This is a genomic window from Streptomyces sp. NPDC101227 (assembly GCF_044767545.1).
Lineage (GTDB): Bacteria > Actinomycetota > Actinomycetes > Streptomycetales > Streptomycetaceae > Streptomyces.
The window spans coordinates 61444-83137 of sequence record NZ_JBIWOD010000017.1; the positions used below are offsets into that span (position 1 = coordinate 61444).

Sequence of the window (21694 nt, forward strand, 5' to 3'; positions counted from 1 at the left end):
CCGGGAAACCGGGGGCGGGCCTTCGTCATGCCGTGGGCGGTGCGGGGCAGGGTGCCCGCCGGCGCGCGGCGGGCACCTCGTCCTCAGCGTCCTACTTGTTGGCCCACTTCTGGCTCATCGCCGTGAAGATCGCCTTGGCCTCGGGGCCCAGGTGCGGGCCGGCCGCCCACTTGGCCGGGCGCGGGCCCATCGACATGTTGGAGATCAGCTGCGGCTTGCCGTCGGGACCCTTGGCGAACCAGGGGCCACCGGAGGAGCCACCGGTCATGGTGCAGCCGATCCGGTACATGGTCGGCTTCTTGGCGTCCATCGACAGGCGGGTCGGCTTGTCCGTGCACTGCTGCTGCGACGCACCGTCGAACGGCGCCTCGGCCGGGTAGCCCTGCGCGGTCAGGCTCGGGATCTTGCCGATCGGCGGAGCGTTGAAGTTGACCTGGTACGCACCCCCGGCGATCTCCTCCAGCGACTTGCCGCCGGTGTTCTCCTCGGGCTTGACGTGCATCAGCGCGAAGTCGTACGGAGCCATCGGCACGCCCGGAACGGCGCCGCCGTCCTTGATCCACTCCTTGGACGTGGCCAGGTCGTCGGCCCACCACTTGCCCTTGGGGACGCGCTCCTCGAAGGGCTTGTCCTTGATCTTGTCGGCGGTGCCGCCCGTCTTGTTGAAGCTCGGCACGAAGATCAGGTTGCGGTACCAGCCGCCGTTCTTGCCGGCGTGCACGCAGTGCGCCGCGGTCCACACCAGGTTGGACTTGCCCGGGTGCGCCGGGTCCTTGACGACCGTGGCGGAGCAGCGGGCGTCACCCTCCGGCGTGCTGAACGCGAGCAGGCCGATGCCGGGCGCCGTCTCGTCGTACGGGGTCGCGACGGCCTTGGCCGGGACGGCGGAAGGCTCGGGATCGGTCTTGCCCTGGTCCTCGGAGACATCACCGGGCCGGGTGTTGTCCTGCGGCGGCTTGGCCTTGCCGATCTTGTCCGGGTTCCAGAAGTCCTTGATGATCGGGTTGATGAACTGGCCGGCCTCGCGGAGCCACTTGTCCTTGTCCCAGTTCTTCCACTCCCCGTTCTTCCACTTGTCCAGGTCGATGCCGTGTTCCTTGAGCTTGTCCTGGATGTCCTTGGGGATCTTGAAGTCACCCCCGCCCGAGGTGTCCTGGGCCGACTGGGTCGGCTTGGCGTCGGTGCTGCCGCTGTCCGGTCCACAGCCGGTCGCGGTCAGCGCCACGACGGCGCTGAGGGCGGCGGCGGCCAGAACTGGCCGACGTATCGATCGCATGGGTGACTTCCCCCTGGTGGTTTTTCTGACCGGGCCGGTGCGGCCCGACGCGTGCTGCGCCGTCTGAACTTGTCATGAACCTCAAGACCCCCGGCGCGGCCCTTCACTATGCCGGTGCCGACCAAGACGGCGGCAGCCGGGTCCCCGGTTCCGCCACCGCAAGGATCTTGACGGCGGCCGTGATCCACCGTCCGAAGCGTCGTTGGTACGTACGGGGGACCGCCGGGCAGCTCATACGGCCCGCGGGGCATCCAACAGCACACCAGCAGGAGGACACAACTGCCGTGGCGTTGACCGAAACCGTGCCGACGGCGGTGCCGTCGGCCCACGAAGGGATCCTGCGCCGGCAGTCCCTGCGTGAATCCGCCGCCCGTACCTACGCGCGCTCCCTGCCCATCGTCCCGGTGCGCGCCCGCGGGCTGACCATCGAGGGCGCCGACGGCCGCCGCTACCTCGACTGCCTCTCCGGTGCCGGCACCCTGGCGCTCGGGCACAACCACCCCGTCGTGCTCGAAGCGATCCGTACGGTCCTCGACTCCGGCGCGCCGCTGCACATCCTCGACCTGGCGACCCCCGTCAAGGACGACTTCGTCACCGAGCTGTTCGCCACGCTGCCGCGGGAATTGGCCGAAACGGCGCGGGTCCAGTTCTGCGGACCGGCCGGCACGGACGCCGTGGAAGCCGCCTTCAAACTCGTCCGCACGGCGACCGGCAGGGACGGCCTGATGGCCTTCTCCGGCGCCTACCACGGCATGACCGCCGAGGCGCTCGCGGCCTCCGGGGGAGCGCGGCACACCACCGTGACCCGGCTGCCCTATCCCTACGCGTACCGCTGCCCGTTCGCCACCGGCGGCGAGCGCGGCGCCGAACTCTCCGCCCGCTGGACCGAGAGCCTGCTCGACGACGACAAGAGCGGAGTGACCCGGCCCGCCGGGATGATCCTGGAACCCGTCCAGGGTGAGGGCGGAGTGATCCCCGCGCCCGACACCTGGCTGCGGCGGATGCGGCAGCTCACCACCGAGCGGCAGATCCCGCTGATCGTGGACGAGGTACAGACCGGCGTCGGCCGCACCGGCACCTTCTGGGCCATCGAGCACAGCGGGATCGTGCCCGACGTCCTCGTCCTGTCCAAGGCGATCGGCGGCAGCCTGCCGCTCGCCGTCATCGTCTACCGGGCGGAACTCGACACCTGGCAGCCCGGCGCGCACGCCGGCACCTTCCGCGGCAACCAGCTCGCCATGGCCGCGGGCCGCGCCACCCTCGCCTACGTACGCGAACACCAACTCGCCCGCCGCGCCCAGGAGCTGGGCGCCAGGATGCTCGCCCGGCTCGGCTCGCTCGCCGCCCACCACGACTGCATCGGGGACGTCCGCGGCCGCGGCCTGATGCTCGGCGTCGAGCTCGTCGACCGCGACGCCGACGCCGACAACGGCGGCGCCCGCCCCGCCGACCCCGCACTCGCCGCCGCCGTCCAGCGCGCCTGCCTGGACCGCGGCCTGATCGTCGAACTGGGCGGCCGGCACTCCGCCGTCGTCCGACTGCTGCCACCCCTGACCATCACCGACGAACAGGCGGACGCGATCCTCGACCGCCTCGCCGACGCCATCGCGGCGGCGGTCCGCACCACCCCCGGGCCGACGGGCTCGTCCCCCACAACCATGCGAGGCACCACCCCATGAACGAACGCCCCGGTCCCGAGGGGACCCCGGCCGCCGAGCGACTCGCCCACCAGGGCGGCGCCACCACGGAACAGACCGTGCCGCGCCAGCAGCGGCACACCGCGGACGACGACGCCTGCCACCAGCCGCTCGAGGAACGCCAGACCCGGCCCCCGGCCGTCGGCCACGGCGCCCCGCGCCCCTGCGGCACCCCCCACGCCGACGCCCGCGCCGCCGACCCCCTCGACCACCCCGACCCGGCCGCCGCCGCCGACGCCGCCGGGATCGAGAGCCTGCTGCGCTGCTGGATCCGCGAGAGCGGCGCCCGGCGCCCCGCCGGCGGCCGGCTGCGCATCCCGCTCTACGCCAGCGGCACCGCCCTGCACCTCCCCGTCCGCTACTGGTCGCCCACCGGCTGGCACCGCCTCGGCGCCCCGTCCCTCGAAGGCGCCCCGCCCGCCGCCGAGCCCCTGGACGCCGTCACCGTCGCCGCACTGCTGCGCCGCGAGGCCGCGTACGGCGGCGAGCGCCGGGCACCGGACGGCGAGGAGCGGACGGCCGACGGCGGGGAGCCGCAGCCGGCCGGCGAGCGGCACCACGCGCCCGAGGGCGAGCGGCCGCAGGCACCCGAGGGCGACGGCGCCGAACTCGTCGGCCGGGTCGCGGCCTCCGTCCGCAGCACCGCCGTCTTCCTCGCCGACCGCCGCACCCGCCCGGCCGACTCCCATGCCTCCCTCTTCCTCGAGGCCGAGCAGTCCCTCCTCCTGGGCCACCCGCTGCACCCCACCCCCAAGAGCCGCGAGGGCCTCACCGAAGCCGAGACCCGCGCCTACTCGCCCGAACTGCGCGGCGCCTTCACACTCCACTGGATGGCCGTCCACCGCTCCGTCCTGGCCACCGACTCCGCCTGGACCGAACGCGGCAAGCCCGTCCCGGCCGAACGGCTCGCCCTCGGCCTCACCGACGGAACCCTCCACCTCCCCGACGACACCGTGCCGCTGCCGCTGCACCCCTGGCAGGCCAGCGAGCTCGCCGGCCGCCCCGACATCGCCGCCCTCCGCGACGCGGGCCTGCTCCACGACCTGGGCCCGCACGGCTCCCTCTGGCACCCCACCTCCTCCGTGCGCACCGTCTACCGCCCCGACGCGGACGCCATGCTCAAGCTCTCCCTCGGCCTGCGCATCACCAACTCCCGCCGGGAGAACCTCCGCAAGGAACTCGAGCGCGGCGTCGAGGTCCACCGGCTGCTGCGCACCGGCCTCGCCGAGCAGTGGGGGGCCGTCCACCCGGGCTTCGACATCATCCGCGACCCGGCCTACCTCGCCGTCGACGGCCTCGACGGCCGCCCCGTCCAGGGCCTGGACGTCGTCATCCGCCACAACCCCTTCACCACCACCGACGACGCCGTCTGCATCGCCGGACTCACCTCGCCCCGACCCTGGCCCGGACAACCGGGCGTACGCTCCCGCCTCGAAGACCTCGTCGGCACGCTCAGCGCCCGCACCGGCCGTCCCCAGGACGCCGTCGCCACCGAGTGGTTCCTGCGCTATCTCGAGGCGGTCGTACGGCCCGTCCTGTGGCTCGACGGCACCGCCGGCGTCGCCCTGGAGGCCCACCAGCAGAACACCCTCGTCCTGCTCGACCCCAACGGCTGGCCCGTCGGCGGCCGCTACCGCGACAACCAGGGCTACTACTTCCGTGCCTCGCGGCGCGCCGACCTCCAGCGGCGGCTGCCCGGCATCGGCGCCACCAGCGACACCTTCGTCTCCGACGACGTCACCGACGAACGCTTCGCCTACTACCTCGGCATCAACAACGTCCTCGGCCTCATCGGCGCCTTCGGCGCACAGCGCCTGATCCGCGAGGACATCCTGCTGGCCGCCTTCCGCCGCTTTCTCACCGACGCCGCCGCGGCCCCCCGCGCCCACCGCTCGGCCCTGCCCGAGCACCTGCTCACCGCCCGCACGCTGCGCTGCAAGGCCAACCTCGCCACCCGGCTGCACGGCCTGGACGAACTCGTCGGCCCGGTCGACACCCAGTCCGTCTACGTCACCGTGCCCAACCCCCTATCCACCTAGCCCCGCCGACCCACCGCCCCCAGCCCCAGGCGCCGCCCGCGCCCCACAAGGCCCCGCGGGAGACGGCCACGAGAGGAGAGCGTCGCCGTGCCATCCACCGACCCCGGCCTCGGCACCGGCTCCGAAGACACCCTCGACCCGCACCTCCCGCCGGAATGGAGCGCGTGGTACGCCGAGGAGCCCCGGACGCCGGACCAGGTCGTCACCCCGACCGCCGGCGCCCCGCTCGCCAACCTGGCCGACGGGGCCACGGCCGACACCCCTGCCGGGCCGTTCGCGCTCGTCCCCGTCCGCCTGGACCGCGATCTCGGCCGGATCGCCGGCTGGATGAACGACCCGGCCGTCGCCGCCTTCTGGGAGCTGGCCGGGGCCCCCGAGATCACCGCCGCCCATCTGCGCGCCCAGCTGGACGGCGACGGGCGCAGCCTGCCCTGTCTCGGGGTGCTGGCGGGCGTCCCGATGAGCTACTGGGAGATCTACCGCGCCGACCTGGACCCCGTCGCCCGCCACTACCCGGCCCGGTCCCAGGACACCGGCCTGCACCTCCTGATCGGCGGCGCCGGCAACCGCGCCCGCGGCCTCGGCAGCACCCTGCTGCGCGCCACCGCCGATCTCGTACTGGACCACCGTCCCCTCTGCCACCGCGTCATCGCCGAGCCCGACCTGCGCAACACCGCCTCCGTGGCGGCGTTCCTGAGCGCGGGATTCCGCTACTCCGACGAGATCGAACTGCCCGACAAACGCGCGGCGCTGATGATCCGCGACCGCGCCCATCGGCACGTCCTCTGAGTCCCGCGCCGCCCCGGAGGCCGCCCCTCGACGGCCCCCGGCCCCGCCCCGCAGCCCACCGCACCCCGCACCCCCGTCCACCCCGCCCCGGTTGTCCCCCGAACGTGCCGGGCCCGTCCCGCTTTGAGGAGTCCCGCCTTGTCTCCCGCGCCCCAGCCCCCGCACACCGCCTGGCAGCACGCCGGGCGCCGACTGTTCGCCAAGATGCTGGCGGAGTTCGCGTACGAGGAAATCCTCACCCCCGAGCCCGACGGCACCGCCCCCGACGGCACCCCCCGCTACCGCCTGCCGGTCACCGATGAGCTGGTCTACCGCTTCCGTGCCCGCCGCGGCGCCTACGGCCACTGGCGCGTCGACCCCGACTCCCTCACCCCCGACACCGACCCCCTCCGTTTCCTCACCCACGCCCACGACACCGTGCTGGGCCTGTCCGGCGACACCACCGGCCACCTCATCCGCGAGCTGACCGCCACGCTCGCCGCCGACGCCCGCCTCGACGCCGCCTCCCTCAGCGCCGCCGACCTCGCCGACCTGGACTACGCCACCCTCGAAGGCCACCAGACCGGCCACCCCTGGCTCGTCGCCAACAAGGGCCGGCTCGGCTTCTCGGCCGCCGACGCGGCGCACTGGGCGCCGGAGGCCCGTACCCCCGAGCGGCTGCCCTGGCTGGCCGCGCACCACAGCCTGGCCCACTACCGCGGTATTCCCACCCTCGCCACCCCCGACCGTCTCTACCGCGAGGAACTCACCCCCGCCGTTCGCGACACCTTCGCCCGCACCGTCGTCTCGCTGGGCCGCGACCCCGCCGACTACCTCTACCTCCCCGTGCACCCCTGGCAGTGGGACGAGACCATCGCCCCGCTCTTCGCGCCACAGCTCGCCGACGGATCCATCATCGCGCTGCCCACTGACAACGACCTCCGGCTCCCGCAGCAGTCGATCCGCACCTTCACCAACATCAGCCGCCCCCAGGGCCGGACGGTCAAGCTGCCGCTGTCGATCCTCAACACCCTCGTCTGGCGCGGCCTGCCCACCGAGCGCACCCTCGCCGCCCCCGCCGTCACCCGCTGGGTCCACGGCCTGCGCGACGAGGACCCGTACCTGCGCGACGAGACCCGGGTGATCCTTCTCGGCGAGATCGCCTCCGTCACCGTCGAGCACCCCCTCTACGACCGGCTGCCCGGCGTCCCGTACCAGTTCAAGGAGCTTCTCGGCTGCATCTGGCGCGAACCGGTCACCCCCTACCTCGACCCCGGCGAACGCGCCCGCACCCTCGCCTCGCTGCTCCAGACCGACCCGCACGGCCGGGCCCTGACCGCGGAGCTGGTGCGCCGCTCGGGCCTGGCCCCGCGCGTCTGGCTGCGCCGGCTGTTCGCCGCGCTGCTGCCGCCCCTGCTGCACTTCCTCTACCAGTACGGCACGGTCTTCTCCCCGCACGGCGAGAACGCCATCGTCGTCTTCGACGAGCACGACGTCCCCACCCGCCTCGCCGTCAAGGACTTCGTCGACGACGTCAACACCAGCTCCCTGCCGTTGCCCGAGCACGACTCGATGTCGGAGGACGTACGGGCGGTGCTGCTGACCGAACCGCCGTCCTTCCTCATCCAGTTCCTCCACTCCGGCCTGTTCGTCGGCGTCTTCCGCTATCTGGGGCCGCTGTGCGAGGAACAACTCGGTGTCCCCGAGAGGGAGTTCTGGTCACTCGTGCGGGCGGAGATCCTGCGCCACCACGAACGCTTCCCGCGGCTCAAGGAGCGGCACGAGACCTTCGACCTGCTCACCCCGCGCATCGCCCGGCTCTGTCTGAACCGCAACCGGCTGCACGTCGACGGCTACCGCGACCGCCACGAGCGCCCGCACGCCGCGGTGCACGGCACCGTGCCCAACCCCCTGCACGCCCCGTGACCGGTCCGGCTGTCAGTGGTCCCGCGTAGGCTTGCAAGCGCTATGACGAAGCCCTCCCTCCCCGATCTGCTCCACGCCGCCGTCACCGCCGTCGGCGGCACCGAGCGCCCCGGCCAGGTGGCGATGGCCGAGGCCGTCGCCCAGGCGGTGGACGATCAGTCGCATCTCCTCGTACAGGCCGGCACGGGCACCGGAAAGTCGCTCGGCTATCTGGTCCCGGCCCTCGCGCACGGCGAGAGAGTGGTGATCGCCACGGCCACCCTCGCGCTGCAGCGCCAGCTGGTCGAGCGCGATCTGCCGCGCACGGTCGAGGCGCTCCATCCGCAGCTGCGCCGCCGCCCCGAGTTCGCCATGCTCAAGGGCCGCTCCAATTACCTCTGCCTGCACCGTCTGCACGAAGGCGTCCCGCAGGAAGAGGAGGACGGTCTCTTCGACGTGTTCGAGCAGGCGACGCCCACCAGCAAGCTCGGCAAGGACCTGCTGCGGCTGCGCGACTGGGCGGACGAGACCGAGACCGGCGACCGCGATGCGCTCACCCCCGGCGTCTCCGACCGCGCCTGGGGCCAGGTCTCGGTCTCCTCCCGGGAGTGCCTGGGCGCCTCGAAGTGCGCCTACGGTGCGGAGTGCTTCGCCGAGGCCGCCCGGGAGCGCGCCAAGCTCGCCGATGTGGTGGTCACCAACCACGCGCTCCTCGCCATCGACGCCATCGAGGGCGCGCCGATCCTGCCGCAGCACGAGGTCCTGATCATCGACGAGGCGCATGAGCTGGTCTCCCGGGTCACCGGTGTCGCCACCGGCGAGCTCACCCCCGGCCAGGTCAACCGCGCCGTGCGCCGGGCCGCGAAGCTCGTCAACGAAAAGGCCGCCGACCAGCTCCAGACTGCGTCGGAGACCTTCGAGCGCCTGATGGAGCTGGCCCTGCCCGGCCGCCTGGAGAAGATCCCCGAGGAGCTCGGCTACTGCCTGATGGCGCTGCGCGATGCGGCCCGTACGGTCATCACCGCGCTCGGCTCGACCCGGGACAAATCCGTCCAGGACGAGGATGCCGTCCGCAAGCAGGCCATCGCCTCGGTGGAGAGCGTCCACGCGGTCGCCGAGCGCATCGCCAATGGCTCCGAGTACGACGTGGTCTGGTACGAGCGCCATGACCGCTTCGGCGCGTCCCTGCGGGTGGCGCCGCTGTCGGTCTCCGGGCTGCTGCGGGAGAAGCTCTTCGCCGACCGCTCGGTGGTCCTCACCTCCGCCACCCTCAAGCTGGGCGGCGACTTCAACGGCGTCGGGGCTTCCCTGGGCCTCGCCCCCGAAGGCACCGAGGGCGAGGACGTGCCGCCCTGGAAGGGCCTGGACGTCGGCTCCCCCTTCGACTACGGGAAACAGGGGATCCTCTACGTCGCCAAACACCTCGCCCAGCCCGGCCGCGAGGGCAACCGCCAGGACATGCTCGATGAGCTCGCGGAGCTGGTCGAGGCGGCGGGCGGGCGGACCCTTGGCCTCTTCTCGTCGATGCGTGGCGCCCAGGCCGCCGCCGAGGCGCTGCGCGGCCGCACGGACATGCCGATTCTCCTCCAGGGTGAGGACACGCTCGGCGAGCTGATCAAGGCGTTCGCCGAGGATCCCCGCACCTGCCTGTTCGGCACGCTGTCCTTGTGGCAGGGCGTCGACGTACCGGGGCCGAGCTGCCAGCTGGTGGTGATGGACCGGGTGCCCTTCCCGCGCCCGGACGACCCGCTGATGAGCGCCCGGCAGAAGGCCGTCGAGGAGGCCGGCGGCAATGGCTTCATGGCGGTCGCCGCGACCCATGCGGCCCTGCTGATGGCCCAGGGAGCGGGCCGCCTGGTCCGCGCCACCGGCGACCGAGGCGTGGTCGCGGTCCTGGACCCCCGCGTGGAGCGCGCCCGCTACGGCTCCTTCCTGCGCAAGTCCATGCCGGACTTCTGGTACACCACGGACCGCAACCAGGTACGACGATCGCTGTCAGCCATCGACAAGGCCGCGAAGGACGCGGACCGCTAGCCAGCGACGCCTGCCCGCACCGCAACCACCGCTTGAGCAACCCCCACCGCTTGAGTAACCCCCACCGAAGATCAACCACCTCCGCGATAGCGGCGCCGGCTTAGGCGCAAAGACAGGCAAGAGCCCCGGAACCGGCGCAGTGGTCCCGGGGCTGTCCTGTGGGCGGAGGTCAGACGCGGCGCAGTACCGCCACCACCTTGCCGAGGATCGTTGCCTCATCGCCGGGGATGGGCTGGTACGCCGCGTTGTGCGGCAGCAGCCAGACGTGGCCGTCCTCGCGCTTGAAGCGCTTGACCGTGGCCTCGCCGTCCAGCATCGCGGCGACGATGTCGCCGTTCTCCGCGACCGGCTGGCGGCGGACGGTGACCCAGTCGCCGTCGCAGATCGCGGCCTCGATCATGGAGTCGCCGACGACCTTCAGCACGAACAGCTCGCCGTCACCGACCAGCTGGCGGGGGAGCGGGAAGACATCCTCGACCGACTCCTCCGCGAGGATCGGACCGCCGGCGGCGATCCGGCCGACCAACGGCACATACGATGCCGCGGGCTTGCCTGCCGTCTCCGTCGTCGCACTGGTGGTCTGGTCCGAGCCGCGGACCTCGTATGCGCGGGGGCGGTGCGGATCGCGCCGCAGGAAGCCCTTGCGCTCCAGAGCCATCAGCTGGTGGGCGACGGATGACGTGCTGGACAGCCCGACCGCCTGGCCGATCTCCCGCATCGACGGCGGGTAGCCGCGCCGCTGCACCGAATCCCGGATCACCTCGATCACCCGGCGCTGCCGGTCGGTGAGCCCCGAACTGTCGGCCCGGATCCCTGGCGGCCGGCCCGGCAGCGAGCGAGCGGGCTTCGGCTCTTCGGAGTCCAACGTGGCGTCGTCCATCGGCGTGTTGCGTCCCGATTGCGGATGCTCGAACCGGCTCTGGGAGTGGCTTTGTGCGGTGATGGTCGCGCTGTCTGCGGTGGTGGTCACGTCGGCCCCTCTCGAAATGTTCTCCCTAGTTAGCCAACGGTAGTTGCTTTCGAAAGGTTGCGCCAAACACACGTTCGAGTGAAAAATTCGCTGATTGGCTGACCCGATCAAGTAGCTGGGTGTATGGCGAAAAGGCAATTCGGGCTTTTGGTGCAGGCTTTCGTCGGCGATTTCCGCCGGACCTCCCAGACCGCGCCGTGGCCGATTCTGTCATTCCCGCCCCTGTGCCCCGCCGCCCGGGTGGCTTCCCGTACGCTCATGGGCGACCGGCCGGCCCGCCTCCACCGCGACACGCGGTAGGCAGCTATAAGCGCCGAGACACCACATCTAGTGCTTAGATGCGGTTCGCCGCCTACAAGTTGTGGTGCCTGGTCCTTCGTGGCTCCGGGGATCGCCTATGCTGGTGGCTGCTCCGAAGGGCCTGCGAGGACCGGTCGGTGCCATTCAGTCGTACGCCGGGGTTTCGATGGCGTACGCCCGTATACGAGGGTGAGGAGGGTGGAGCCATGCACTGCCCCTTCTGCAGGCACCCCGACAGCCGGGTCGTCGACAGCCGCACCACGGATGACGGCACTTCGATCCGCCGGCGCCGCCAGTGCCCCGACTGCGCCCGCCGCTTCACGACCATCGAGACGGCGTCCCTGATGGTGATCAAGCGGAGCGGGGTCACCGAGCCCTTCAGCCGCAACAAGGTCATCGCGGGAGTGCGCAAGGCGTGCCAGGGCCGACCGGTCACCGAGGACGCCCTCGCCAAGCTCGGCCAGCGGGTCGAGGAGGCGGTGCGTGCCACCGGCAGCGCCGAGCTGTCCACCCATGACGTCGGGCTCGCCATACTGGGCCCGCTCCAGGAGCTGGACCTCGTCGCCTACCTGCGCTTCGCGTCCGTCTACCGGGCCTTCGACTCGCTCGAGGACTTCGAGGCGGCCATCGCCGAGCTGCGGGAGCAGCGCGAGCAGAGCCCGCCCGGGCAGGACTGCGGAGCGCATGGGGAGGCCGGAGGACCGGCCCTCGCCGTGCCCGTGGGGCCTGCCCCCACCGCCGACTGAGCTCGGCGCACATCCAGGACCTGGCCGGGGCCAGAGCAGGCGGCCCCGGTATCGGAAAGACATACACCGTGCCACGGAATGCGTGCGCACATATGGGCGTTTGCCCGTATACAGGGAGGCGGAATGACAGAGACGGCGAGCGGCCCGGCACGAGGCTCCCGCGCCAAGGGCAGCAAGGCGAGCAAGGGGCTGCGCATCGAGCGCATCCACACCACCCCCGGCGTGCATCCGTACGACGAGGTGGAGTGGGCGCGTCGTGACGTCGTCATGACCAACTGGCGCGACGGCTCGGTCAACTTCGAGCAGCGAGGCGTCGAGTTCCCCGACTTCTGGTCGGTGAACGCGGTCAACATCGTCACCAGCAAGTACTTCCGCGGCGCGGTGGGCTCCCCGACCCGCGAGGCGAGCCTCAAGCAGCTCATCGACCGCGTGGTGAAGACCTACCGCAAGGCCGGCGAGGACCACGCGTACTTCGCCTCCCCGGCGGACGCCGAGATCTTCGAGCACGAGCTGGCCTACGCACTGCTCCACCAGGTCTTCAGCTTCAACTCCCCGGTCTGGTTCAACGTCGGGACCCAGCAGCCGCAGCAGGTCAGCGCCTGCTTCATCCTCTCCGTGGACGACTCCATGGAGTCGATCCTGGACTGGTACAAGGAAGAGGGGATGATCTTCAAGGGCGGCTCCGGCGCCGGCCTGAACCTCTCCCGCATCCGCTCCTCCAAGGAGCTGCTCTCCTCCGGCGGCAACGCCTCCGGCCCGGTCTCCTTCATGCGCGGCGCCGACGCCTCGGCCGGCACCATCAAGTCGGGCGGCGCCACTCGCCGCGCGGCCAAGATGGTCGTCCTGGACGTCGACCACCCGGACGTCGAGGCCTTCATCGAGACCAAGGTGAAGGAGGAGGAGAAGGTCCGCGCGCTGCGCGACGCCGGCTTCGACATGGACCTGGGCGGCGACGACATCACGTCCGTCCAGTACCAGAACGCCAACAACTCGGTCCGCGTGAACGACGAGTTCATGAAGGCCGTCGAGTCCGGCTCGAAGTTCGGGCTGCGCGGCCGGATGACCGGCGAGGTCATCGAAGAGGTCGACGCCAAGGGTCTGTTCCGCAAGATGGCGGAGGCCGCCTGGGCGTGTGCCGACCCCGGCATCCAGTACGACGACACCATCAACCACTGGCACACCTCGCCGGAGTCGGGCCGGATCACCGCGTCCAACCCGTGCAGCGAGTACATGCACCTGGACAACTCCTCGTGCAACCTCGCCTCGCTCAACCTCCTGAAGTTCCTGCGCGACGACGACCTGGGCAACCAGTCCTTCGACGCCGAGCGCTTCGCCAAGGTCGTCGAGCTGGTCATCACCGCGATGGACATCTCCATCTGCTTCGCCGACTTCCCCACCGAGAAGATCGGCGAGACCACCCGCGCCTTCCGCCAGCTGGGCATCGGCTACGCCAACCTCGGCGCCCTGCTGATGGCCACCGGCCACGCCTACGACTCCGACGGCGGCCGCGCGCTCGCCGGTGCCATCACCTCCCTGATGACCGGCACCTCCTACAAGCGCTCCGCCGAGCTGGCCGCGGTCGTCGGCCCGTACGACGGCTACGCCCGTAACGCCGACGCCCACAAGCGCGTCATGAAGCAGCACTCCGACGCCAACGGCACCGCGGTGCGCATGGACGACCTGGACACCCCCGTCTGGGCCGCGGCCACCGAGGCCTGGCAGGACGTCCTCCGCCTCGGCGAGAAGAACGGCTTCCGCAACGCCCAGGCCTCCGTGCTGGCTCCCACCGGCACCATCGGCCTGATGATGGACTGCGACACCACCGGCGTCGAGCCCGACCTGGCCCTGGTCAAGTTCAAGAAGCTGGTCGGCGGCGGCTCCATGCAGATCGTGAACAACACGGTCCCCAAGGCGCTCAAGCGGCTCGGATACCAGCCCGAGCAGGTCGAGGCGATCGTCGCCCACATCGCCGACCACGGCAATGTCGTCGACGCCCCCGGCCTCAAGCCGGAGCACTACGAGGTCTTCGACTGCGCGATGGGCGTCCGCTCCATCTCCGCCATGGGCCACGTGCGCATGATGGCCGCGGCGCAGCCGTTCCTCTCGGGTGCGATCTCCAAGACGGTCAACGTCCCCGAGACGGCCACCGTCGAGGAGATCGAGGAGGTCTACTTCGAGGGCTGGAAGCTCGGCCTGAAGGCGCTCGCGATCTACCGCGACAACTGCAAGGTCGGCCAGCCCCTCTCCGCCAAGAAGAAGGAGGAGAAGAAGGTCGAGGCCGCGCCGGTCGCCGAGAAGAAGGTCGTCGAGTACCGCCCGGTCCGCAAGCGCCTTCCGAAGGGTCGTCCCGGCATCACCACCTCCTTCACGGTCGGCGGCGCCGAGGGCTACATGACCGCCAACTCCTACCCGGACGACGGTCTGGGCGAGGTCTTCCTGAAGATGTCCAAGCAGGGTTCGACCCTCGCGGGCATGATGGACGCCTTCTCCATCGCGGTCTCGGTCGGCCTCCAGTACGGCGTGCCGCTGGAGACGTACGTCTCGAAGTTCACCAACATGCGCTTCGAGCCGGCCGGTATGACGGACGACCCGGACGTGCGGATGGCCCAGTCGATCGTCGACTACATCTTCCGCCGCCTGGCGCTGGACTTCCTGCCCTTCGAGACCCGCTCGGCGCTCGGCATCCACTCCGTCGAGGAGCGCACGCGCCACCTGGAGACCGGCTCGTACGAGCCCTCCGACGACGAGGTCGACGTCGAAGGCCTGGCCCAGTCCGCACCGCTCCAGATCGAGACCCCGAAGGCCACCCCGGCGGCCAAGGTCGTCGAGGAGACCGCGGTCCCGGCACCGAAGCAGGCGCACACCAACGCCGAACTGGTCGAGATGCAGCTGGGCATCAACGCCGACGCACCGCTCTGCTTCTCCTGCGGTACCAAGATGCAGCGGGCCGGTAGCTGCTACCTGTGCGAGGGCTGCGGGTCCACGAGCGGATGCAGCTGATTCCGGACACAGCGCCGTAACTGAAGAGATAACCGAATAGCAGACGAAGGCGGCGGCCGGAGGAATCTCCGGCCGCCGCCTTCGTCTTATCGGCGCCGATAGCCGCTGCAATTCGTAGTGGTTCGTTGGTCCGTCAGTCAGGTGGCTCGAGGGATCACCTTGACCGGCCTTTATCGCGTCAGGCGCCCATCAGCCCGGCGAACGCGTTCGGGTCCGCGTCGAATCCGCGGAGTACCGTACGGAATCGCCATTCGCCCGACTCGTCCCGGGCGAATTCGGCGACGGTGGCTGCGGTGGCCTCCGCGACGTCGGAGAAATCGTTCTCCGCCAGCTCGGTGTGGCCCTCCCGGATCAGCACCGCGGTGTTCTCCACGTCGCCGAACACCTTCCGGCCCTCGCCCTGTTGGATGGCAACCCCGACGACCACGCGCGTATACGTCTCGGACAGCCGGTTCAGTTCCAGTGTCATGATCTCGTCGGCGCCGAATCCCTTACCGGTCCGGCTGTCCCGGTTGAGGATGATGGTGCCGTCGGGCGACCTGCTGTCGAAGTGCACCAGATAGGCCGGTTCGCCGTGTGGTGCGTCCCCGGTGTACGTCGCCGCGATGATGTCGAGGTCATTGTCCGGAGTGCCGATGGGGCTGGGGTCCCACTTGAGCGTTACCTCGGCCTTCTCTATTCCTTTGTTGAGATTGCTCACCGGGCTTCCCCTTCTTCGCATGCTGTGCGCCCGCGGCTCGCCCACCTCGTGGTGCGGACAACTCCCCGAGCGTTCCCCTTGGTTGACCATGGTGCCACGCCGGGCATCCTTCGGCTGGGCCGAAGTGCGGCCGGGCGGAACCAGGTTGGGGCGCGGCGTGGCTGGATCGTGCCGTCCGGCCCGCGGCCTGGGCCACGCATGCCGGCCGGCCCGGGCCTCGGCGCGGCGCTCCTCCGGGAGCAGCGAGACCTCGGCCGTGGCGGGGGAGTGGTGCCCGGGGGCGCTGACGCCCATCGCCCGGCGTCCACGGGGGAGTTCATGGTGGTCGCCGGGTTACGCGTCGTGAGGGCGTGGGCGTCCGGGGCCTTACGATGGCGCGGTGCTGGTCAAGTGGATTCGCCTCACCGTTGTGGACCGTCGAGGGTTCGAGCGGGGGCAGCGGAAATGGGCGGGGCTGCTGGGTGAGCCGGGGTTTCGGGGGCAGGGCGGGGGGTGGAGCCGCAGCCGGCCGGGCGTCGCGCATCTGGTGGCCTTCTGGGAGAGCCGGGCGTTCTACGACTCCTTCATGGCCCGCTCGCACGACCGGCTGGCGGCCGCCCAGGTGGGCACCTTCAAAGACCGGCAGGCGCGGCTTTTTGAGCACGAATTCGATGTGAAGGTGGGCTTCCGGCCGTCGTTCGGCGATGCGGATGTGCTCCGGCTGGCGCACTGCCAGGTGCGCCAGGACCGGGTCGATCACTTCATGCTGATGCAGGAGAAGGTCTGGAACCCGGCGATGGCGGGCTCGCCGGGCATGCTGCGGGGGATGCTGGGGAGGGCTCCGGGGGAGGAGTTCTTGGTGGTGTCCCTGTGGCAGTCGGCGGCCGAGCGCGGGAAGTACCGGCCCGAACGGGTCGAGCGGCTCGCGCTGCGGGCCCAGATAGCCGCCGATGTCCAGGCGATCGCCGGCGATGTGGTGCAGCTCGAACCGTCGTGGACGGTGTGAGGGGCGGTCAGGAAACGACTCCGGGGGCGGGAGCGTCGGCGGTGCCGCTCGTGGTGAAGGCCCCGGCCCGGGCCGCCGCCACTGCTGCCGCGGCCGACTGATCGGCGAGGGCCTCGTCGACCGGCTCGCGGGTGATGAACAACCGGAGGAAGAGCGGCGCGGTCACGGCCCGGACCAGCGCACCGGCGTCGACCGCGGCCTCCGGGGCCGCCTCCCGCGATCCGGCGCCCACCGGAGACGGCACCTCCCCGCGCACGAGGGCGCGTTCCACGATCGTCTCGCAGCGCCGGAACCGCTCGGTGTAATAGGCGCGCAGGGCCTGTGCGGCCCGCTCCGACTGGAACCCGGCCGCGATCAGTGCTGATCCGGAAGCGGCCACCGCCGGGTCGCCGAAGGACTCGACGACCTCGCGCGCGAGGGCGCGCAGATCGCCCTCCAGGGTCCCGGTGTCCGGCGGCGCCCAGCTGTCCTCGCCCGCCAGATCCAGTGCATCGGCCACCAGCCCCTCGAGGTCTCCCCAGCGGCGGTAGAGCGTCGTCTTGTGCACCCCGGAGTGCTCGGCGACGTATTCGACGGTCAGGCCGGGATAGCCGTGCTCGGTGAGCCCGGCCAGTACGGCGTCGCGCACGGCGGCCCGGGTGCGTGCGGTACGGCCGCCGGGGCGCTGGGTGCCGGGGCGGCGGGCGCCCGTCGTCTCGTCGTCGCTCTCGTCAGTCAATTGCAACTCCAGTTGCGTTAGTGCGGTGTCGTGTGTCATCATCATCGTAATGCAACGACAGTTGCATTTGCTTGTCGGTGGTTCGCTGCCGCGTCCGCTCGCTCATGTCCATCGCCCGGATCCCCGGAGGTTTGCTTGCCCACCCAGATCTCGTTACGCGATGTCACCAAGACCTACGCCGACCGAACGCTGCTCGACGCGGTCTCCCTGTCGGTACGGCCCGGCGAACGCGTCGGGATCGTCGGGGAGAACGGCGCCGGAAAGTCGACCCTGCTCCGCATCATCGCGGGCGCCGAGCGGCCCGACGACGGCCATGTCGTGCGCAGCGCGGACGGCGGCATCGGCTACCTCGGCCAGACCCCCGAGCTTCCGCCGCACCACACCGTTCAGGACGCGATAGACGCCGCCCTGGCGGACCTCAGAGACATGGAAGGCAGGCTGCGAGCGCTGGAGCGGGAGCTCGGCGGAGCCGCGGCCGGGCGGCTCGACGAGTACGGCGATCTGCTCACGCAGTTCGCCCTGCGCGGTGGCTACGAAGCCGATGCCCGGGTCGACAAGGCGCTGCACGGTCTGGGCCTGGCGCGACTGGACCACAGCCGGCGGCTCGGCAGCCTCTCGGGAGGCGAACAGGCCCGGCTGGGGCTCGCCTGCCTGATCGCCGCGTCACCCGAGGTCATGCTCCTCGACGAGCCGACCAACCACCTCGACGCCGCCGCCCTCGAGTGGCTGGAGGGCGCGCTGCTCGCCCACCGTGGCACCGTCCTCGCGGTCTCGCACGACCGGCTCTTCCTCCAGCGGATCGCCACCGCGGTCGTCGAGGTGGACGGCGACCGGCGGAGCCTCGCCCGCTACGGCAACGGTTACGGCACCTTCGTCGCCGCCAAGGCCGCCGCCCGCCGCCGCTGGGAGCAGGACCACGCCGACTGGTGCGAGCAGATAACGCAGCTCAGCGACTTCGCGGGTGGTACGGCCCACAACGTCGCCCAGGGGCGGGCCATCAAGGACGGCAACAAGATGGCGTACGAGCGGGACAAGGGCCGCGTCCAGGCGTCCGTGTCCAGCAGAGTGCGCAACGCCCGCGAACGGCTGCGCAGGCTGCGGGAGAAGCCGGTTCCCAGGCCGCCGGATCCCCTCCGCTTCCGTGCGGCACCGGGCGTCGGCGAGGCGGAGGGCACCCTCGTCGCCCTCGACGGAGTGCGGGTGGGATCCAGGCTGGCGGTGGATTCCTTCTCCGTATCCGCCGGCGAACGGCTGCTGGTCCACGGTGCCAACGGCGCGGGCAAGACCACCCTGCTACGGGTCCTGGCCGGCGTCACCGTACCGGAGCGCGGCACCGTCGACCGCCGCGGGCGGATCGGCTACCTGGCTCAGGAAATACCGGTCTCCCGCCCCGCCGAGCCGCTGCTGGCCGCCTTCGGCCGGGGCCTGGCGGGGGACGCCGACGAGCTGTCCGCCCTCCTGCTGTCCTTCGGGCTCTTCCGCGAGCGCGATCTGCGGGTGCCCGTCGGAGCCCTCTCGGCCGGTCAGCGGCGCCGACTGGCCCTGGCCCGGCTGCTCGCCCGCCCGGCGGACCTGCTGCTGCTCGACGAACCCACCAACCACCTTGCCCTCGGCCTGGTCGAAGAACTGGAGGAAGCCCTGACGCAATGGCCCGGCGCCCTGGTCGTCGTCTCCCACGACCGTCTGCTGCGCAGCCGCTTCGGCGGCCGCACGTTCGAGATACGCGACGGCCGGCCGGTCCTCGCGGAGCACTGCGGGGCCCGGTGACCGCGCCGGTCAGTGCGGGATCGAGCGCGGCGGGCGCTGCCGGGGGAGCCCCTCACGGAACTCCTCGATCCGGCTGCTGATCTGCCGCATCAGACAGGTGTCCTCGATCCGGTCCAGATAGAGGGAGCGCCGCACCAGCCCCGCCAGCTCGAACGTGAAGTACACCGACATCAGGGGGTTGATGAACAGCTCACTGCCGCGGGTCCGCTCCGTGCAGTGCACATCGCCGAATTCCCCGCGCACAGCGGCGGCGATGGAGCCATTGACGATGCTGGGCCGCATCGGCGTCGCGGCCTGGGCATGTGCCACGGCGTCCAGGAACAGCTCGCCCTCCCGGCTGGTGCGCGGAATCGAGAAGCAGCCGAGGGCGGCGCCGTCCGCCTCCAGCGCGGCCATGTTCTCCAGCACATGCGCGTGTCGTACGCCGTGGTGGGCGTCCACCCCGAAGCCGATCGACGCGACCAGCCTGACCGGCACCTCGAGACCGGACACGGCAGCCAGGGAGGCCATGTCCTCCTCGGGCGTGCCCAGGCCCGACTCGTCACCGCGCAGCAGGATGTCCGTCCCGCCGTCCACCAGCACCACGGCGTCCACCCCGCCCAGGTGCCCGATCAGCGCCCGGTACGCCGCACGCAGCGGCTGCACCCCGGTCGGCGGGAAGGCGTACACCGTTGCGGGCAGCCCCTGCCCGTCCAGCCAGCGGGCCAGGGCGAGCTCCGGAGCGTACGGATCGCGTACGACGGTCCCCGGCGTGATCGCGGCGACGTCCATGTCCACCCAGGCGTCCAGATCCACCCCATGGAGATGGCTGAAGGAGAGATTCGCGAGATGGACGTCCTTGCCCTGCTCCCACAGAGACAGCGCGAGCGGCAGGGCGGCGTAGATGTCGAAGCCGCCGCCCGCCCCGGCGATGAGCACCCGGCGCGCGGATTGCAGACGGGCGAAGAAGGGAGGTATGTGGAGTTGCGGCACGGCCGCGACCGTAGCAGCGTGCGGAATGTACAGGGCAGGCGTTTTAGGCTGGCGGCATGGCCCGGCCCCGACGCATCGTCCTCATCCGCCACGGAGAGTCGGAGGGGAACGTCGATGACACCGTGTACGAGCGGGCACCCGACCATGCGCTGCACCTGACCAAGGCAGGCCGGCGGCAGGCCGAGGAGGCGGGCGGCCCGCTGCGCGAGATGTTCGGCGGCGAACGGATCTCCGCCTATGTCTCGCCCTACCGCCGCACCCACCAGACCTTCCACGAGCTGGGCCTGGACCCGGCCCAGGTCCGGGTCCGGGAGGAGCCGAGGCTGCGCGAACAGGACTGGGGCAACTGGCAGGACCGGGACGACGTACGCCGCCAGAAGGCCTACCGCGACGCCTACGGCCACTTCTTCTACCGCTTCGCCCAGGGCGAGTCCGGCGCGGACGTCTACGACCGGGTCGGGGCGTTCCTGGAGAGCCTGTGGCGCAGCTTCGAGGACCCGCACCATCCGCCGAACGTCCTGATCGTCACGCACGGCCTCACCATGCGGCTGTTCTGCATGCGCTGGTTCCACTGGACGGTGGCGGATTTCGAGTCGCTGTCCAATCCGGGCAACGCGGAGTGGCGCGCCCTGCTCCTCGGCCCGGACGGACGCTACTCGCTCGATCGGCCGTTTGAGCGCTGGTGCAAACCCGAGCCTTATGGCGCCACCGGTTAGAGTGCACAGCGATGACCGCCGACCACCGTGACGCAGACCGCTGGGAGCGGGCGCTGGCCAGCCTGCGCGGGCTGGCCGTGGGCGATGCCCTCGGGTCCCAGTTCTTCGTCCCCGCCCATTACCCCGCCCTCAAGCGCCGAGAGCTGCCGCCGTCCCCCTGGCAGTGGACCGACGACACCGAGATGGCCTGTTCCATCCTGGCGGTGCTGACCAGCCACTTCCGCATCGACCAGGACGCGCTCGCCCGCTCCTTCGCCGATCACCACGATTTCGACCGCGGCTACGGCCCGGCCGTCAACCGTCTTCTCCGGCTGATCCGTGAGGGCGGCGACTGGCGCGAACTGTCCTCCGCGCTCTTCAACGGCCACGGCTCCTGGGGCAACGGCGCCGCCATGCGCATCGCCCCCCTCGGCGCCTGGTACGCCGACGACCCCGAGCAGGCCACCCACCAGGCGGAGATCTCCGCCTACCCCACGCACCAGCACCGCGAGGCCGTGGTCGGCGCGATGGCCGTGGCCGCCGCGGCCGCCCTGGTGGCCGACCCGTCGCGGTCCCTCAGCCCCCAGGACCTGCTCGACGGCGTCCTGGCGCTGATCCCGCGCAGCGCCGTACAGGCCGGACTGCGCCGGGCCCGGGACATGCTCGACTACGCCGACTCCGGCACCGTCGCCGCCGTGCTCGGCTGCGGCCGGCGCACCAGCGCCCATGACACCGTTCCCTTCACGCTCTGGGCCGCGGCCCGCCACCTCGGCGACTACGAACAGGCCTTCTGGGCCACCGTCCAGGCAGGCGGCGATGTGGACACCACCTGCGCCATCGTCGGCGGCATCGTCGCGGCGAGCCCCGCCGGCGCCCCGCCCCGGGCCTGGCTGGACGGCACCGAACCCCTCCCCGCCTGGGCACCGACGCTCGCCGACTGACCGCCGCCCGCCGCGCACGCCCCCAACGGGAGGCGCCGGACGGCGAGTTCCCTCCCGTACGGTCCCCCGTGCGCCGCGGACGGCCGGGCGGCGGGGAGCCCGTTGCGTACCCCGGCAGCGGCGGATCCGCATCCGATCCTCATCCGATCTGCATCTGATCGGTATCCGATGCGGATCCGAT

Annotated in this window: 16 protein-coding genes; 11 read left to right on the forward strand and 5 right to left on the reverse strand. The window is 71.4% G+C overall.

Annotated elements, in window-relative coordinates:
• Positions 1 to 91: 91 nt before the first annotated feature.
• A complete protein-coding gene (locus ACIRPT_RS31490; protein WP_403833276.1) occupies positions 92 to 1276 on the reverse strand; it encodes a trypsin-like serine peptidase in 1185 nt (394 codons plus the stop codon).
• A 284-nt stretch (positions 1277 to 1560) separates the two neighbouring features.
• Here ACIRPT_RS31490 and ACIRPT_RS31495 point away from each other — a divergent pair, with 284 nt between their 5' ends.
• The 5 genes from ACIRPT_RS31495 (at position 1561) to ACIRPT_RS31515 (ending at position 9719) form a co-directional block, all read left to right on the forward strand.
• Positions 1561 to 2955: a diaminobutyrate--2-oxoglutarate transaminase family protein gene (locus ACIRPT_RS31495; protein WP_403833278.1), complete on the forward strand. Its 1395-nt coding sequence runs from the start codon at positions 1561 to 1563 to the stop codon at positions 2953 to 2955.
• Positions 2952 to 5012, forward strand: coding sequence for an IucA/IucC family protein (locus tag ACIRPT_RS31500; protein ID WP_403833281.1), 2061 nt, complete (start codon positions 2952 to 2954; stop codon positions 5010 to 5012). Before ACIRPT_RS31495 ends, ACIRPT_RS31500 begins: the two co-directional genes overlap by 4 nt.
• An 87-nt stretch (positions 5013 to 5099) precedes the next feature.
• A complete protein-coding gene (locus ACIRPT_RS31505; RefSeq protein ID WP_403833284.1) occupies positions 5100 to 5801 on the forward strand; it encodes a GNAT family N-acetyltransferase in 702 nt (233 codons plus the stop codon).
• A 138-nt stretch (positions 5802 to 5939) separates the two neighbouring features.
• A complete protein-coding gene (locus ACIRPT_RS31510; RefSeq protein WP_403833288.1) occupies positions 5940 to 7706 on the forward strand; it encodes an IucA/IucC family protein in 1767 nt (588 codons plus the stop codon).
• 42 nt (positions 7707 to 7748) lie between these two features.
• Positions 7749 to 9719: an ATP-dependent DNA helicase gene (locus ACIRPT_RS31515; RefSeq protein ID WP_403833291.1), complete on the forward strand. Its 1971-nt coding sequence runs from the start codon at positions 7749 to 7751 to the stop codon at positions 9717 to 9719.
• Positions 9720 to 9888: 169 nt separating this feature from the next.
• Here ACIRPT_RS31515 and lexA read toward each other — a convergent pair whose 3' ends face one another.
• Positions 9889 to 10689 (reverse strand): transcriptional repressor LexA, encoded by an 801-nt coding sequence (gene lexA, locus ACIRPT_RS31520; RefSeq protein ID WP_403511630.1) that lies wholly within the window; start codon positions 10687 to 10689, stop codon positions 9889 to 9891.
• Positions 10690 to 11195: 506 nt separating this feature from the next.
• Between lexA and nrdR the strand changes: the two genes are divergently transcribed.
• Entirely contained in the window at positions 11196 to 11735 is a 540-nt protein-coding gene (gene nrdR, locus ACIRPT_RS31525; protein ID WP_403511627.1) for a transcriptional regulator NrdR, read from the forward strand.
• 123 nt (positions 11736 to 11858) lie between these two features.
• Positions 11859 to 14735 (forward strand): vitamin B12-dependent ribonucleotide reductase, encoded by a 2877-nt coding sequence (locus ACIRPT_RS31530; RefSeq protein WP_403833294.1) that lies wholly within the window; start codon positions 11859 to 11861, stop codon positions 14733 to 14735.
• 178 nt (positions 14736 to 14913) lie between these two features.
• Here ACIRPT_RS31530 and ACIRPT_RS31535 read toward each other — a convergent pair whose 3' ends face one another.
• Positions 14914 to 15435, reverse strand: a complete 522-nt coding sequence (locus ACIRPT_RS31535) for a TerD family protein (RefSeq protein ID WP_403511621.1) — start codon at positions 15433 to 15435, stop codon at positions 14914 to 14916.
• A gap of 379 nt (positions 15436 to 15814) precedes the next feature.
• On the opposite strand from ACIRPT_RS31535, the gene ACIRPT_RS31540 reads away from it, so the two are divergent.
• Positions 15815 to 16420, forward strand: coding sequence for a YdbC family protein (locus ACIRPT_RS31540; protein WP_403511618.1), 606 nt, complete (start codon positions 15815 to 15817; stop codon positions 16418 to 16420).
• A gap of 7 nt (positions 16421 to 16427) precedes the next feature.
• Here ACIRPT_RS31540 and ACIRPT_RS31545 read toward each other — a convergent pair whose 3' ends face one another.
• Complete coding sequence (locus ACIRPT_RS31545; protein ID WP_403833497.1) at positions 16428 to 17177, reverse strand: TetR/AcrR family transcriptional regulator C-terminal ligand-binding domain-containing protein; 750 nt, start codon at positions 17175 to 17177, stop codon at positions 16428 to 16430.
• A 96-nt stretch (positions 17178 to 17273) separates the two neighbouring features.
• On the opposite strand from ACIRPT_RS31545, the gene ACIRPT_RS31550 reads away from it, so the two are divergent.
• Positions 17274 to 18905, forward strand: coding sequence for an ABC-F family ATP-binding cassette domain-containing protein (locus tag ACIRPT_RS31550; protein ID WP_403511615.1), 1632 nt, complete (start codon positions 17274 to 17276; stop codon positions 18903 to 18905).
• Between the two features lie 9 nt (positions 18906 to 18914).
• On the opposite strand, the gene ACIRPT_RS31555 is transcribed toward ACIRPT_RS31550, so the two are convergent.
• Entirely contained in the window at positions 18915 to 19877 is a 963-nt protein-coding gene (locus ACIRPT_RS31555) for a DUF1152 domain-containing protein (RefSeq protein ID WP_403833298.1), read from the reverse strand.
• Positions 19878 to 19933: 56 nt separating this feature from the next.
• On the opposite strand from ACIRPT_RS31555, the gene ACIRPT_RS31560 reads away from it, so the two are divergent.
• A complete protein-coding gene (locus ACIRPT_RS31560; RefSeq protein ID WP_403511610.1) occupies positions 19934 to 20593 on the forward strand; it encodes a histidine phosphatase family protein in 660 nt (219 codons plus the stop codon).
• An 11-nt stretch (positions 20594 to 20604) separates the two neighbouring features.
• Positions 20605 to 21513 (forward strand): ADP-ribosylglycohydrolase family protein, encoded by a 909-nt coding sequence (locus ACIRPT_RS31565; RefSeq protein ID WP_403511607.1) that lies wholly within the window; start codon positions 20605 to 20607, stop codon positions 21511 to 21513.
• Positions 21514 to 21694 lie beyond the last annotated feature (181 nt).

Excerpts from the sequence above, each read along its gene's own strand:
- ACIRPT_RS31490 (WP_403833276.1), bottom strand. The coding sequence starts at position 1,276 with ATGCGATCGATACGTCGGCCAGTTCTGGCCGCCGCCGCCCTCAGCGCC.
- ACIRPT_RS31500 (WP_403833281.1), top strand. The coding sequence starts at position 2,952 with ATGAACGAACGCCCCGGTCCCGAGGGGACCCCGGCCGCCGAGCGACTC.
- ACIRPT_RS31515 (WP_403833291.1), top strand. The coding sequence starts at position 7,749 with ATGACGAAGCCCTCCCTCCCCGATCTGCTCCACGCCGCCGTCACCGCC.
- nrdR (WP_403511627.1), top strand. The coding sequence starts at position 11,196 with ATGCACTGCCCCTTCTGCAGGCACCCCGACAGCCGGGTCGTCGACAGC.
- ACIRPT_RS31530 (WP_403833294.1), top strand. The coding sequence starts at position 11,859 with ATGACAGAGACGGCGAGCGGCCCGGCACGAGGCTCCCGCGCCAAGGGC.
- ACIRPT_RS31545 (WP_403833497.1), bottom strand. The coding sequence starts at position 17,177 with ATGACACACGACACCGCACTAACGCAACTGGAGTTGCAATTGACTGAC.
- ACIRPT_RS31560 (WP_403511610.1), top strand. The coding sequence starts at position 19,934 with ATGGCCCGGCCCCGACGCATCGTCCTCATCCGCCACGGAGAGTCGGAG.
- ACIRPT_RS31565 (WP_403511607.1), top strand. The coding sequence starts at position 20,605 with ATGACCGCCGACCACCGTGACGCAGACCGCTGGGAGCGGGCGCTGGCC.